Genomic DNA, 13814 nt, shown 5'->3' with positions numbered 1-13814 from the left:
CGCCCGCCCAGCCGCCCTTCCCTCAGGCGGGCAGCAACCCGATCGCCCGGTACGCCGCGTCCACTCTCGGCCGCGCCATCTCCCTGGCCTTCTCCGCGCCCCTGCGCAACACCCCTTCCACATACGCGGGATCCGCGCACAGCTCCCTGTGCCTTGCCTGTACCGGCCTGAGAAGCTCGACCACGGCCTCCGCGGTGTCCTTCTTCAAAGCGCCGTACGACTCATATACACCGCCCAGGGCCTCCGGGTTCCCGCCCTGACAAGCGGCCAGGATCTCCAGCAGATTCGCCAGGCCGGGCCGCTCCTGCGGGTCGTAGACGACGTCCCGCCCGCTGTCGGTCACCGCCCGCATGACCTTCTTCTCCACGACCTCCGGCTCGTCGAGCAGATAGACGATGCCCGGCCCGGAGTCGTCCGACTTCCCCATCTTCGACACCGGGTCCTGAAGGTTCATCACCCGCGCCGCCACCTTCGGAGGCGTCGCCTTCGGCACCACGAACGTGTGCCCGTACCGCTGGTTGAACCGCACCGCCAGATCACGGGTCAGCTCCACGTGCTGCGTCTGGTCGTCACCGACCGGCACCTCGTCCGTTCCGTACGCCAGGATGTCCGCCGCCATCAGCACCGGATACGTCAGCAGCGACAGCCGTACACTCCCGCCCCGCCGCTGCTCGCGCGCCGCCTTCTCCTTGTACTGGATCATCCGCCGCATCTCGCCGTCCGTGGCCACGCACTCCAGCAGGTACGACAGCCGGGCGTGTTCGTCCACGTGGCTCTGTACGAACAGGGTGCACAGCTCCGGATCGAGCCCCGCCGCCAGCAGCAGCGTCGCCGCCTGCCGGCTGAGTCTGCGCACCCGCGCCGGGTCGTGGTCCACGGTCAGCGCATGCAGGTCGACGACGCAGAACAGCGCCTCCGACCGGTGCTGGTCCACCTCGGCCCACCGCCGCATGGCGCCCAGGTAGTTCCCCAGCGTCAGGTGTCCCGTCGGCTTGACCCCGCTGAAGACCCGAGTCCTCTCCACACTCCACCTCCTGGTCGAGCCGCCGTCCCCGGTCGGCCGGCCCCCGGAGTCCTGGAGGGAGATACGAGAACGGCCGCCGAGGCGGCGGCCGTTGGATGCATACGTGAGTACGGCCGCCGTCAGGCGGCCCACCACAGACGGGTGCACGTACGCGTAGTCATGGCCCCAGGATAGGACCTCGGGGTGCCGTTCGCCCGTGAGTTGACACACCTCGCGGGGATACGTAGTGTTCTCCGAGTTGCCCGACGTGAGAGCCGACTTCGGTCGGTCCCCGGACAACCTTTCCTGAGCACCACCCTTTACCTGATGGCAGTCGCAGTCTGTCTGTTGTCGTGTCATCGGCGTGCGTATTCATGGAATGAGGAATCCGCGCCCGAAAGGGCGCAGCCCCCGATTCGCACGGGAGCAGGGAATCCGCTAAAGTCTCACTCGTCGGAACGGCCCAACGGCCGCGAAAACAAACCCCGCTGACTGGGGATCAGGTCGAGAAAGGATCTGATAGAGTCGGAACCGCCGGAAAGGGAAACGCGAAAGCGAAAACCTGGAAAGCGCCGAGGAAATCGGATCGGAAAGATCTGATAGAGTCGGAAACACCGAAGGGAAGCCCGGAGGAAAGCCCGAGAGGGTGAGTACAAAGGAAGCGACCGTTCCTTGAGAACTCAACAGCGTGCCAAAAATCAACGCCAGATATGTTGATACCCCGTCTCCAGCGTCTGCTGGGACGAGGTTCCTTTGAAAAACACAGCGAGGACGCTGTGTGCGAGGGGATCATTCCTCCTCTCGCACCGCTCTCGTGGTGTTCATCCCGATTACGGGAAAACATTCACGGAGAGTTTGATCCTGGCTCAGGACGAACGCTGGCGGCGTGCTTAACACATGCAAGTCGAACGATGAACCACTTCGGTGGGGATTAGTGGCGAACGGGTGAGTAACACGTGGGCAATCTGCCCTTCACTCTGGGACAAGCCCTGGAAACGGGGTCTAATACCGGATATGAGCCTGGGAGGCATCTCCTGGGCTGTAAAGCTCCGGCGGTGAAGGATGAGCCCGCGGCCTATCAGCTTGTTGGTGAGGTAATGGCTCACCAAGGCGACGACGGGTAGCCGGCCTGAGAGGGCGACCGGCCACACTGGGACTGAGACACGGCCCAGACTCCTACGGGAGGCAGCAGTGGGGAATATTGCACAATGGGCGAAAGCCTGATGCAGCGACGCCGCGTGAGGGATGACGGCCTTCGGGTTGTAAACCTCTTTCAGCAGGGAAGAAGCGAGAGTGACGGTACCTGCAGAAGAAGCGCCGGCTAACTACGTGCCAGCAGCCGCGGTAATACGTAGGGCGCAAGCGTTGTCCGGAATTATTGGGCGTAAAGAGCTCGTAGGCGGCTTGTCACGTCGATTGTGAAAGCTCGGGGCTTAACCCCGAGTCTGCAGTCGATACGGGCTAGCTAGAGTGTGGTAGGGGAGATCGGAATTCCTGGTGTAGCGGTGAAATGCGCAGATATCAGGAGGAACACCGGTGGCGAAGGCGGATCTCTGGGCCATTACTGACGCTGAGGAGCGAAAGCGTGGGGAGCGAACAGGATTAGATACCCTGGTAGTCCACGCCGTAAACGGTGGGAACTAGGTGTTGGCGACATTCCACGTCGTCGGTGCCGCAGCTAACGCATTAAGTTCCCCGCCTGGGGAGTACGGCCGCAAGGCTAAAACTCAAAGGAATTGACGGGGGCCCGCACAAGCGGCGGAGCATGTGGCTTAATTCGACGCAACGCGAAGAACCTTACCAAGGCTTGACATACACCGGAAAGCATTAGAGATAGTGCCCCCCTTGTGGTCGGTGTACAGGTGGTGCATGGCTGTCGTCAGCTCGTGTCGTGAGATGTTGGGTTAAGTCCCGCAACGAGCGCAACCCTTGTTCTGTGTTGCCAGCATGCCCTTCGGGGTGATGGGGACTCACAGGAGACCGCCGGGGTCAACTCGGAGGAAGGTGGGGACGACGTCAAGTCATCATGCCCCTTATGTCTTGGGCTGCACACGTGCTACAATGGCCGGTACAATGAGCTGCGATACCGTGAGGTGGAGCGAATCTCAAAAAGCCGGTCTCAGTTCGGATTGGGGTCTGCAACTCGACCCCATGAAGTCGGAGTCGCTAGTAATCGCAGATCAGCATTGCTGCGGTGAATACGTTCCCGGGCCTTGTACACACCGCCCGTCACGTCACGAAAGTTGGTAACACCCGAAGCCGGTGGCCCAACCCCTTGTGGGAGGGAGCTGTCGAAGGTGGGACTAGCGATTGGGACGAAGTCGTAACAAGGTAGCCGTACCGGAAGGTGCGGCTGGATCACCTCCTTTCTAAGGAGCACTTCTAGGCCGCTTCGGCGGTCCAGGGGCCAGTACATCGGCGAATGTCCGGTGCTGGTTGCTCATGGGTGGAACGTTGATTATTCGGTCAGGACCTCGGGTCGGAGGCTGCTAGTACTGCTCTTCGGAGCGTGGAACGCATGATCTCCGGACGGGATCTGGCCGGGCACGCTGTTGGGTGTCTGAGGGCACGGCCGTCTGGTCGGGTCTTCGGTTGCCGGCCCCGGTGAAGCACCAGAGTGTTGGTGTGTGACGGGTGGTTGGTCGTTGTTTGAGAACTGCACAGTGGACGCGAGCATCTGTGGCCAAGTTTTTAAGGGCGCACGGTGGATGCCTTGGCACCAGGAACCGATGAAGGACGTGGGAGGCCACGATAGTCCCCGGGGAGTCGTCAACCAGGCTTTGATCCGGGGGTTTCCGAATGGGGAAACCCGGCAGTCGTCATGGGCTGTCACCCTTGTCTGAACACATAGGGCAAGTGGAGGGAACGCGGGGAAGTGAAACATCTCAGTACCCGCAGGAAGAGAAAACAACCGTGATTCCGGGAGTAGTGGCGAGCGAAACCGGATGAGGCCAAACCGTATGCGTGTGAGACCCGGCAGGGGTTGCGCATGCGGGGTTGTGGGATCTCTCTTCTACGGTCTGCCGGCCGTAGGACGAGTCAGAAACCGTTGATGTAGGCGAAGGACATGCGAAAGGTCCGGCGTAGAGGGTAAGACCCCCGTAGTCGAAACGTCAGCGGCTCGTTTGAGAGACACCCAAGTAGCACGGGGCCCGAGAAATCCCGTGTGAATCTGGCGGGACCACCCGCTAAGCCTAAATATTCCCTGGTGACCGATAGCGGATAGTACCGTGAGGGAATGGTGAAAAGTACCCCGGGAGGGGAGTGAAATAGTACCTGAAACCGTGTGCCTACAAGCCGTGGGAGCGTCGGACGAGGACTTGTCCTCGTCTCGTGACTGCGTGCCTTTTGAAGAATGAGCCTGCGAGTTTGCGGTGTGTTGCGAGGTTAACCCGTGTGGGGAAGCCGTAGCGAAAGCGAGTCCGAATAGGGCGTTTCAGTAGCACGCTCAAGACCCGAAGCGGAGTGATCTAGCCATGGGCAGGTTGAAGCGGAGGTAAGACTTCGTGGAGGACCGAACCCACCAGGGTTGAAAACCTGGGGGATGACCTGTGGTTAGGGGTGAAAGGCCAATCAAACTCCGTGATAGCTGGTTCTCCCCGAAATGCATTTAGGTGCAGCGTCGTGTGTTTCTTGCCGGAGGTAGAGCACTGGATAGGCGATGGGCCCTACCGGGTTACTGACCTTAGCCAAACTCCGAATGCCGGTAAGTGAGAGCGCGGCAGTGAGACTGTGGGGGATAAGCTCCATGGTCGAGAGGGAAACAGCCCAGAGCATCGACTAAGGCCCCTAAGCGTACGCTAAGTGGGAAAGGATGTGGAGTCGCACAGACAACCAGGAGGTTGGCTTAGAAGCAGCCACCCTTGAAAGAGTGCGTAATAGCTCACTGGTCTAGTGATTCCGCGCCGACAATGTAGCGGGGCTCAAGCGTACCGCCGAAGTCGTGTCATTGCAGCGTATAGCCCCAACGGGTGCTGTGATGGGTAGGGGAGCGTCGTCTGCCGGGTGAAGCGGCACTGGAAGGTAGTCGTGGACGGTTGACGAGTGAGAATGCAGGCATGAGTAGCGATTCACACGTGAGAAACGTGTGCGCCGATTGACTAAGGGTTCCTGGGTCAAGCTGATCTGCCCAGGGTAAGTCGGGACCTAAGGCGAGGCCGACAGGCGTAGTCGATGGATAACCGGTTGATATTCCGGTACCCGCTGTGAAGCGTCAAACATCGAGCATCGTGATGCTAAGGCCGTGAAGCCGCCCCTGATCTCTTCGGAGTGAGGGGGAGTGGTGGAGCCGCTGAACCAAGCGGTTAGTAGGTGAGTGATGGGGTGACGCAGGAAGGTAGTCCATCCCGGGCGATGGTTGTCCCGGGGTAAGGGTGTAGCCCGAGTGGTAGGTAAATCCGCCGCTCATGCAGGGTGAGACCTGATGCCGAGCCGATTGTGGTGAAGTGGATGATCCTATGCTGTCGAGAAAAGCCTCTAGCGAGTTTCATGGCGGCCCGTACCCTAAACCGACTCAGGTGGTCAGGTAGAGAATACCGAGGCGTTCGGGTGAACTATGGTTAAGGAACTCGGCAAAATGCCCCCGTAACTTCGGGAGAAGGGGGGCCACGCCTGGTGATCACTCTTGCAGTGTGAGCTGGGGGTGGCCGCAGAGACCAGCGAGAAGCGACTGTTTACTAAAAACACAGGTCCGTGCGAAGCCGTAAGGCGATGTATACGGACTGACGCCTGCCCGGTGCTGGAACGTTAAGGGGACCGGTTAGCTCACTTTCGGGTGGGCGAAGCTGAGAACTTAAGCGCCAGTAAACGGCGGTGGTAACTATAACCATCCTAAGGTAGCGAAATTCCTTGTCGGGTAAGTTCCGACCTGCACGAATGGCGTAACGACTTCTCGACTGTCTCAACCATAGGCCCGGTGAAATTGCACTACGAGTAAAGATGCTCGTTTCGCGCAGCAGGACGGAAAGACCCCGGGACCTTTACTACAGTTTGATATTGGTGTTCGGTTCGGCTTGTGTAGGATAGCTGGGAGACTTTGAAGCGGCCACGCCAGTGGTTGTGGAGTCGTCGTTGAAATACCAGTCTGGTCGTGCTGGATGTCTAACCTGGGTCCGTGATCCGGATCAGGGACAGTGTCTGATGGGTAGTTTAACTGGGGCGGTTGCCTCCTAAAGGGTAACGGAGGCGCCCAAAGGTTCCCTCAGCCTGGTTGGTAATCAGGTGTTGAGTGTAAGTGCACAAGGGAGCTTGACTGTGAGACCGACGGGTCGAGCAGGGACGAAAGTCGGGACTAGTGATCCGGCGGTGGCTTGTGGAAGCGCCGTCGCTCAACGGATAAAAGGTACCCCGGGGATAACAGGCTGATCTTCCCCAAGAGTCCATATCGACGGGATGGTTTGGCACCTCGATGTCGGCTCGTCGCATCCTGGGGCTGGAGTCGGTCCCAAGGGTTGGGCTGTTCGCCCATTAAAGCGGTACGCGAGCTGGGTTTAGAACGTCGTGAGACAGTTCGGTCCCTATCCGCTGTGCGCGTAGGAGTCTTGAGAAGGGCTGTCCCTAGTACGAGAGGACCGGGACGGACGAACCTCTGGTGTGCCAGTTGTTCTGCCAAGGGCATGGCTGGTTGGCTACGTTCGGGAGGGATAACCGCTGAAAGCATCTAAGCGGGAAGCCTGCTTCGAGATGAGGACTCCCACCCACTTGATGGGGTAAGGCTCCCAGTAGACGACTGGGTTGATAGGCCGGATCTGGAAGCACCGTGAGGTGTGGAGGTGACCGGTACTAATAGGCCGAGGGCTTGTCCTCAGTTGCTCGCGTCCACTGTGTTGGTTCTGAAACCACGAACAACCGTCGTAGCCGTTGCTGCGGCTCCGGTTGATTGTTTCATAGTGTTTCGGTGGTCATAGCGTGAGGGAAACGCCCGGTTACATTCCGAACCCGGAAGCTAAGCCTCACAGCGCCGATGGTACTGCAGGGGGGACCCTGTGGGAGAGTAGGACGCCGCCGAACAAATTTTGAGAAAACCCCCGTGCCATTCGGCACGGGGGTTTTCTGCGTTTACGCTCGGTCGGCCGGCACTCGCCTAGGCTCGTACTCATGCGCTATGACCTCGTCATCTTCGACAACGACGGTGTCCTCGTCGACAGTGAGCCCATCTCCAACCGGCTCCTCGCCGCCTACCTCACCGAGCTGGGGCACCCCACCTCGTACGAGGACTCCATCCGTGACTACATGGGGTCGGCGATGCACCGGATCCACGACCTCGTCCTGGAGCGGACGGGGAAGCGGCTGCCGGACGCCTTCGACGACGTCTTCCACGCCCGTGTCTTCGCCGCGTTCCGGCGGGAGCTGAAGCCGGTGGCCGGTGCCGCCGACGTACTGGAGAAGCTGACGATGGACGGGACGCCGTACTGTGTCGCGTCCTCGGGGAGTCATGAGCGGATCCGGGTCGGGCACCGGACGACCGGACTTGACCGGTGGTTCGACGATGAGCGGATCTTCAGCTCGCAGGACGTGGGCCGGGGCAAGCCGGCGCCGGACCTGTTTCTCCACGCGGCCGACCGGATGGGAGTGGCCCCCGAGCGATGCGTCGTCGTCGAGGACTCCCCGCTGGGTGTGCGGGCTGCCGTCGCGGCCGGGATGGACGTCTACGGGTTCACGGCGATGACCCCGGCCGCGAAGCTCGCGGATGCCACCCAACTCTTCTTTCGCATGGAGGAGTTGGCCGACCTGATGACATGACGCCGGCCACCGCCGCGGCACTGACAATTGTCATGCGGAGCTCCGGACGATCGTTTCTACTGGCGGACCCCCCTCGCCCGCGAGGATTTGAGCATGACGACGAACACGAAGCGCGCGAACCTCGCCCCTCTGCTCGTGGATGTGGCGGTGCCGGTCGGTGGGTACTACCTGCTCAAGAACGGATTCGGGATGAGCACGCTGGCTGCCCTGGGGTGGAGCAGCGTGGTCCCGGCCCTGCGGACCGGGTGGGCCGCGGCCAGGGAGCGCCGGGTCAACGGGCTCGCCGCGCTCATCCTGTTCGTCAACGTGGTCGGGCTGCTGCTGAGTTTCGTCGCCGGTGACCCGCGGCTGATGCTCGCCAAGGACAGCGGCGTCAGCAGCGCGATCGGCATCGGGATCCTGGTGTCCGTGGCGATGGGCAGGCCGATGATGACCGCCGCCATGAAGCCCTGGCTGGTGAAGGGCGACGCGAGGCGGGAGGCCGTCTGGGCGCGACTGGCGGCCGAATCCGCGGACTTCCAGCGGGCGGAGAAGGTGTTCTCGCTGGTGTGGGGCGTGGTGCTGCTCGCGGAGTGCGTGGTGCGGGTCGTGGGCGCCTACGCGCTGCCGGTGGACACCATGGTGTGGCTCGGCACCGTGATCATGGTGGTCGCGATGGTGCTCGGGTTCCTCCTGAGCGGTGCTCTCGCCGCCGGGCCGATGGCGCACATGCTGATGGCCGAGACGAAAGCCGGGACGAACGCCGAAGCCACGCAGGCCCAGGAGCCCGCCATGGCCCAGAAGTCCCTGAACGGGTTCGCCCTCGCCCGAAGCTGAGCAGAATTCATCTTTCACCGGACCTACCCACAGGTAGCCCAGGGCCCTACGCTCGCCGCCATGACTGATGTGCTGCGGCGCGGTAGGGCCTCGCTGGCGTTCAGCTTCTTCGCGCAGGGCGTCGCCTTCGCTCTTCTCGTGACGCGCATCCCGGCCATCCAGAGCCGGTACGGGGTCTCCGACGCGCTGCTGCCGGTTTTCCTGGCCGCCGTGCCGATCCTCGCCGGCATCGGCAGCACGACCGCCGAACACCTGGTGAAACGCGTCCGGCCCAGCCGGCTGCTGCGCTGGTCCCAGCCCGTCGTCCTCCTGTCCCTGCTCGGTGTCGGGGCGGGCGGCCGGGTCGCCGAACTGGGGGTCGCCCTGGCCGCGTTCGGGCTGGCCGTGGGAATGCTGGACGCCTCGATGAACATGCTCGGGGTGAGCCTGCAACGGGCGTACGGCCGCAGCATCATGCTCGGCTTCCACGCCGTCTACAGCCTCGGCGGGATCGTGGGTGCCTCGCTGGCCTGGGCCGGGGCGCACTGGCACCTGGCGCTGTGGGTGTCGTACCTGCCGGTGGTGGGGGTGCTGCTGCCGGCGGTCCTCGTGGGCAGCCGGTGGTACGTCGACGCCGACTCCGCCGCCGCACCGGACGAGGCCGGCGGGAAGGCCGGGGAAGGCGGCGGGAGCGTCGCGTTCCGGCTGCTGCTGCCGCTGTGTCTGGTGATGACCTTCGCGTACATCGGGGACTCGACCGTCTCCAACTGGAGCGCGAAGTACCTCCAGGACACGCTGGGCAGCTCCGAGCAGTTGGCGACGGTCCCGTACAACGTCTACATGGTCACCACGCTGCTGGGGCGGGCCATCGGGGACACCGGGGTGCGGCGGTTCGGTGCCGTGGCCGTCGTACGGGTGGGTGCGCTGGTCGCGGCGCTGGGATTCGCGGTGGTCGCCGGGGCGCCCGGTCCCTGGGTGGGCATGCTCGGGTTCACGCTGCTGGGGCTGGGCCTGTGCGTGCTGGTGCCGCAGACCTTCGCCGCGGCCGGGCGCCACGCTTTTGACAACTACGGCCCGGGCGCCTCGGACAAGGCCGTCGCACGGCTCAACATCTTCAACTACGTGGGTTTCCTGGTCGGCTCGCCGCTGGTGGGCGCGCTGGGCGACGCGTGGAGCTACCGCGGGGCGATGCTGGTGCCCATGGCCTTGGTGCTGGTGACGTGGGTGTGCGCCGGGTCGTTCGCGCCGCGAGCGGACCGATACGGTGGCGGTCATGAGCGGCCGCGCACAGCTGATGTGGGACGAGGCAGTAACGGGCTATGACTTCGGTCGGGACCACCCCATGGATCCGGTCCGCCTCTTCCTGACCCGGAAACTGGTCTGCGCGCTCGGACTCGACCGGGAGGTGCGGCTGGTGGCGGCCAGGCCGGCCGGCGAGTCGACGCTGCGGCTGGTCCACCGGGAGGACTACATCGCCGCGGTGAAGGCCGCGTCGGCGGACCCGGGATCGGCCGACGGGACGTACGGACTGGGGACGTTGGACGATCCGGCGTTCGCCGGGATGCACGAGGTGTCCGCGCTGATCGCGGGGCAGTCGGTGGCGGCGGCGGAGGCCGTGTGGGGTGGAGACGCGCTGCACGCGGTGAACTTCGCGGGCGGGCTGCACCACGCGATGCCCGGCGCCGCGTCGGGCTTCTGCGTCTACAACGACGCCGCGCTGGCGATCGCGCGGCTGCTGGAGCTGGGTGCCGAACGGGTCGTGTACGTGGACACCGACGTGCACCACGGGGACGGGGTGCAGACCGCGTTCTGGGAGGACCCGCGGGTGCTGACGATCTCGGTGCACGAGCATCCCCGGACGCTGTTCCCGCAGACGGGATGGCCGCAGGAGACCGGGGCTCAGTCCGCCGAGGGCTCGGCCGTGAACGTGGCGCTGCCGGCGGGGACCGGGGACGCCGGGTGGCTGCGGGCGTTCCACGCGGTGGTGCCGGAACTGGTCGCGGACTTCCGGCCGCAGGTGCTGGTCACCCAGCACGGGGCCGACACGCACTTCGAGGATCCGCTGGCGCATCTGGCGGTGTCGCTGGACGCGCAGCGGGCGGTGCAGATGGCGTGCCACGAGCTGGCGCACGAGCATGCCGAGGGGCGGTGGGTCGCGCTGGGCGGGGGCGGGTACGCGGTGGTGGACGTCGTACCCCGGTCGTGGACGCATCTGGTGGGGATCGCGGCGGGGCGGCCGGTGGAGCCGGAGACGGTGATTCCCGAGAGCTGGCGGCAGACGGTGTACGCGCGGACACGGCAGTTGGGCCCGATGCGGATGACCGACGGGCGGTGGCCGGTGTCCTGGGCGGACTGGGAGGCGGGGTACGACCCGGCGGACCGGCTGGACCAGGCGATCCTGGCGACCCGGCGGGCGGTGTTCCCGCTGCGGGGCCTGCTGCCGTAGGCGCCGGTCGCCGGTGGACGGGCCCTGCGATTAGGCCGACTGTGCGGTGTTCCCGGGTTCTCGGGACGATCGCGCAGGGCGTGCGTCAGCATCGCTCGGGTGTTGAGCATCGCGGCGCTGCGCGCCCATCTGGTGAGGGCCCGTCTCGCCGGGATGGTGACCACGACGCGGGAGGCCGGTCTGCGCAGCTATCGGCTGTTCGCGGCCCGGGATCCCCGGGTGCTGATCGGGATCGACCCCGAAGGTCCTTGGCAACAGGGGGACTTGATCGAACTGATGGCGCGCAGGTGTGGTGTTTCGGCCGATCCGCGGCACACCTTCGGTCCCGATGTCATCGACCCGGATCTGACGCTGGCCGCGCTGGACGCCTTCGCGGACCGGCTCGGTGCGGCGGCGCGGCGCGGTGCCCCCGTGCTCCTCGGCACCGGGCACCCGCACCGGCTGCTCGGTTTCTACGCCGCGCTGGCGGACGCCCTGTCGGCGGCGGGATGTACCGTCCTCACCCCCGCGCAGGGTCGCTGTGTCGACATAACGACCCGGTTCGGCCTACGCACGTGCCGCCTCGAGTACGTACGAGGAGTCGCCCTGGTCCGGCCTCCCGGCACCGAACGCTCCGGTTGTGAGCCCGGCGCGCACACGCATTCACCGCTCCCGGTTCGGCTGGCGCTCGCGGCGGCGGCCGACGCCGGCGGCCCGCTGCCGGAACTGGTGATCGGGGATCACGGCTGGGTCTGCGGTGCAGGTCAGCTGGGGTTCGAGGCCATGGGGCCGGCCGACACGAACGACCCCGCGCTCTTCGTCGGGCAGGCGGAGGGGCGCGTGTCCGTCGTCGTTCCACTTGATGACGGCGTACGGCCCGCCTGGTACCGCCCACTGGCCCGCTACGTACTCAATCGCGCCTGTCTGTCACAGTAGGCCGCCGATGGTCCACCTCTTCCCCACTCGCATCACCCGCCCCTAGTCTGGGGAGTGAGCACGCAGCGACGAAGAGTCACCGGAAGGGGAAGCCGGTGGCCGTCGAGTGCGGAAGGTTCAGGTGTGTCATGGCTGCAGCTGGCGAAAGGCCTCTGAACGAGGTTCAGTTCCTTACCGTGGCGGAAGTCGCCTCGGTCATGCGAGTGTCGAAGATGACCGTGTACCGCCTGGTGCACAGCGGTCATCTGCCCGCGATCCGCGTGGGGCGGTCTTTCCGCGTCCCGGAGCAAGCGGTTCACGAGTACCTCCGCGAGAGCTACGTGGGGGTGGAAACCGCCTGACGACGATCAGGAGGGGTCCGTGAAGGACACTACGGAACACTTCCGGATCCCTCCGGAAACCTCGATTACGACCTCAGCGCTCGGGCGGGTAGGCTAGCCCCTCGTAGGTCGTGTGGGCCCATGGCGCCCAAACACCGAGTGATGAGAAGTGAGCGAGGGTAGTCGTGGGCTCTGTTATCAAGAAGCGGCGCAAGCGGATGGCCAAGAAGAAGCACCGCAAGCTGCTCAAGCGCACCCGCGTCCAGCGTCGCAACAAGAAGTAGACGCCGGTCGCGCGAGGTACGCGCCAACGCGAAAGCGTGTCTGTGACCCCCCACCGCATCCGGTGGGGGGTCGCGTGCGTCCCGGGCCGGCCGCCCGCGGGGAGGCGCCATCCCGTTCGCACGCACGTACCTGCCGTCACGTCGCGCATCGAGAGGTCGCCGCAGCGCAACCTCGACCCGATAGGTTGGCCGCACACGGGGAACCCGGCGGTGATCCGGGCGGGAAGGAAGGCGCTGATCTTGGGACAGGTCGTGCTCGTGACCGGAGTGGCCCGTCAGCTCGCGGGCCGGTTCGTACGGCGCATCCAGCGTGACCCGGAGGTCGACCGGGTGGTCGCCGTGGACGCGGTTCCGCCCGAGCACCATCTGGGCGGCGCCGACTTCGTTCAGGCGGACATCCGGCAGCCCACGATCGCGCGGGTGCTCGCCGAGACGTCCGCCGACACGGTGGTGCACATGGACGTGACCGGCACCGCGCTGGGCAGCGGCAGCCGGGCCCTGGTCAAGGAGACCAACGTCATCGGCACCATGCAACTGCTGGGCGCCTGCCAGAAGTCCCCGTCCGTCAAGCGGCTGGTGGTCAAGTCCAGCACCAACGTCTACGGCTCCGCGCCCCGGGACCCGGCGGTGTTCACCGAGACCACCCCGCCCAAGTCCCTGCCCAGCGGCGGTTTCGCGAAGGACACGGTCGAGGTCGAGGGGTATGTGCGGGGCTTCGCCAGGCGGCGGCCGGACGTCGCCGTGTGCGTGCTCAGGTTCGCCAACATCCTCGGCCCGACGGCGGACACCCCGCTCGCCTCGTACTTCTCGCTGCCGGTGCTGCCGACGGTGTTCGGCTACGACCCGCGGTTGCAGTTCGTCCACGAGGACGACGTGATCGAGGTGCTGCGGATCGCCTCGCACGAGCCGCGTCGCGCCACCCTCAACAGCGGCACGTTCAACATCGCCGGCGACGGCGTGCTGCTGCTGTCGCAGTGCTCCCGGCGGCTGGGACGCCCCACGGTGCCGCTGCTGCTTCCCGCGGTGACGTGGGCGGGCTCGCTGGTGCGTACGCTGGGAATGACGGACTTCTCACCCGAGCAGATCCGTCTGCTGACCCACGGCCGGGTCGTCGCGACGGACCAGATGCGCGAAACACTCGGCTTCGCACCCAAGTACACGACCGCGCAGACCTTCGCCGAATTCGCCCGCAGCCGCGGCCCCGGGCTGCTGCCGCCGGAGGTCCTCGCGGGGGCCGTCGACCGGATCGCCGCCCTGTCCCACCCGGGCAGTGGCCACCCGACGCAGAGCGCCTACTGAGGAGCGCAGCA

General features: G+C 65.0%; 9 protein-coding genes and 3 rRNA genes. 11 read left to right on the top strand and 1 reads right to left on the bottom strand.

The features are described from left to right. Nucleotides 1-22: 22 nt before the first annotated feature. Entirely contained in the window at nucleotides 23-1024 is a 1002-nt protein-coding gene (gene trpS, locus TNCT6_RS13195) for a tryptophan--tRNA ligase (protein WP_141359552.1), read from the bottom strand. Nucleotides 1025-1846: 822 nt separating this feature from the next. Here trpS and TNCT6_RS13185 point away from each other — a divergent pair. The 11 genes from TNCT6_RS13185 to TNCT6_RS13135 all read left to right on the top strand — a co-directional run bounded on the left by TNCT6_RS13185 (nucleotide 1847) and on the right by TNCT6_RS13135 (nucleotide 13803). Next, nucleotides 1847-3372: ribosomal RNA gene (locus tag TNCT6_RS13185) — 16S ribosomal RNA — on the top strand. 312 nt (nucleotides 3373-3684) lie between these two features. Further along, nucleotides 3685-6808: ribosomal RNA gene (locus tag TNCT6_RS13180) — 23S ribosomal RNA — on the top strand. An 87-nt stretch (nucleotides 6809-6895) separates the two neighbouring features. Next, nucleotides 6896-7012, top strand: a 5S ribosomal RNA gene (rrf, locus tag TNCT6_RS13175). The 16S, 23S and 5S rRNA genes sit together here, the layout of an rRNA operon. Nucleotides 7013-7099: 87 nt before the next feature. Then, entirely contained in the window at nucleotides 7100-7744 is a 645-nt protein-coding gene (locus tag TNCT6_RS13170) for an HAD family phosphatase (RefSeq protein ID WP_141359551.1), read from the top strand. A gap of 93 nt (nucleotides 7745-7837) precedes the next feature. Continuing rightward, nucleotides 7838-8560: a VC0807 family protein gene (locus TNCT6_RS13165; protein WP_253266095.1), complete on the top strand. Its 723-nt coding sequence runs from the start codon at nucleotides 7838-7840 to the stop codon at nucleotides 8558-8560. 60 nt (nucleotides 8561-8620) lie between these two features. Continuing rightward, complete coding sequence (locus tag TNCT6_RS13160; protein WP_141359550.1) at nucleotides 8621-9862, top strand: MFS transporter; 1242 nt, start codon at nucleotides 8621-8623, stop codon at nucleotides 9860-9862. After that, nucleotides 9813-10985, top strand: a complete 1173-nt coding sequence (locus TNCT6_RS13155; RefSeq protein WP_141359549.1) for an acetoin utilization protein AcuC — start codon at nucleotides 9813-9815, stop codon at nucleotides 10983-10985. Before TNCT6_RS13160 ends, TNCT6_RS13155 begins: the two co-directional genes overlap by 50 nt. A gap of 99 nt (nucleotides 10986-11084) precedes the next feature. After that, nucleotides 11085-11900, top strand: coding sequence for a phosphatase (locus tag TNCT6_RS13150; protein ID WP_141359548.1), 816 nt, complete (start codon nucleotides 11085-11087; stop codon nucleotides 11898-11900). Nucleotides 11901-12028: 128 nt separating this feature from the next. Next, nucleotides 12029-12241: a helix-turn-helix domain-containing protein gene (locus TNCT6_RS13145; protein ID WP_004984898.1), complete on the top strand. Its 213-nt coding sequence runs from the start codon at nucleotides 12029-12031 to the stop codon at nucleotides 12239-12241. 164 nt (nucleotides 12242-12405) lie between these two features. After that, a complete protein-coding gene (locus tag TNCT6_RS13140) occupies nucleotides 12406-12504 on the top strand; it encodes a 30S ribosomal protein bS22 (RefSeq protein ID WP_003948845.1) in 99 nt (32 codons plus the stop codon). Between the two features lie 240 nt (nucleotides 12505-12744). After that, nucleotides 12745-13803 (top strand): NAD-dependent epimerase/dehydratase family protein, encoded by a 1059-nt coding sequence (locus TNCT6_RS13135; RefSeq protein WP_141359547.1) that lies wholly within the window; start codon nucleotides 12745-12747, stop codon nucleotides 13801-13803. Nucleotides 13804-13814 lie beyond the last annotated feature (11 nt).

The organism is Streptomyces sp. 6-11-2 (assembly GCF_006540305.1).
Classification (GTDB): Bacteria; Actinomycetota; Actinomycetes; order Streptomycetales; family Streptomycetaceae; genus Streptomyces.
The sequence above is the reverse complement of the archived record's forward strand: the minus strand, read 5'-3'. Positions and strand labels throughout refer to the sequence as shown.

Bases quoted from the DNA above. Each gene is read 5' to 3' on its own strand.
- TNCT6_RS13155 (WP_141359549.1), top strand. From the start codon at position 9,813: ATGAGCGGCCGCGCACAGCTGATGTGGGACGAGGCAGTAACGGGCTAT.
- TNCT6_RS13160 (WP_141359550.1), top strand. From the start codon at position 8,621: ATGACTGATGTGCTGCGGCGCGGTAGGGCCTCGCTGGCGTTCAGCTTC.
- TNCT6_RS13170 (WP_141359551.1), top strand. From the start codon at position 7,100: ATGCGCTATGACCTCGTCATCTTCGACAACGACGGTGTCCTCGTCGAC.
- TNCT6_RS13145 (WP_004984898.1), top strand. From the start codon at position 12,029: ATGGCTGCAGCTGGCGAAAGGCCTCTGAACGAGGTTCAGTTCCTTACC.
- TNCT6_RS13165 (WP_253266095.1), top strand. From the start codon at position 7,838: ATGACGACGAACACGAAGCGCGCGAACCTCGCCCCTCTGCTCGTGGAT.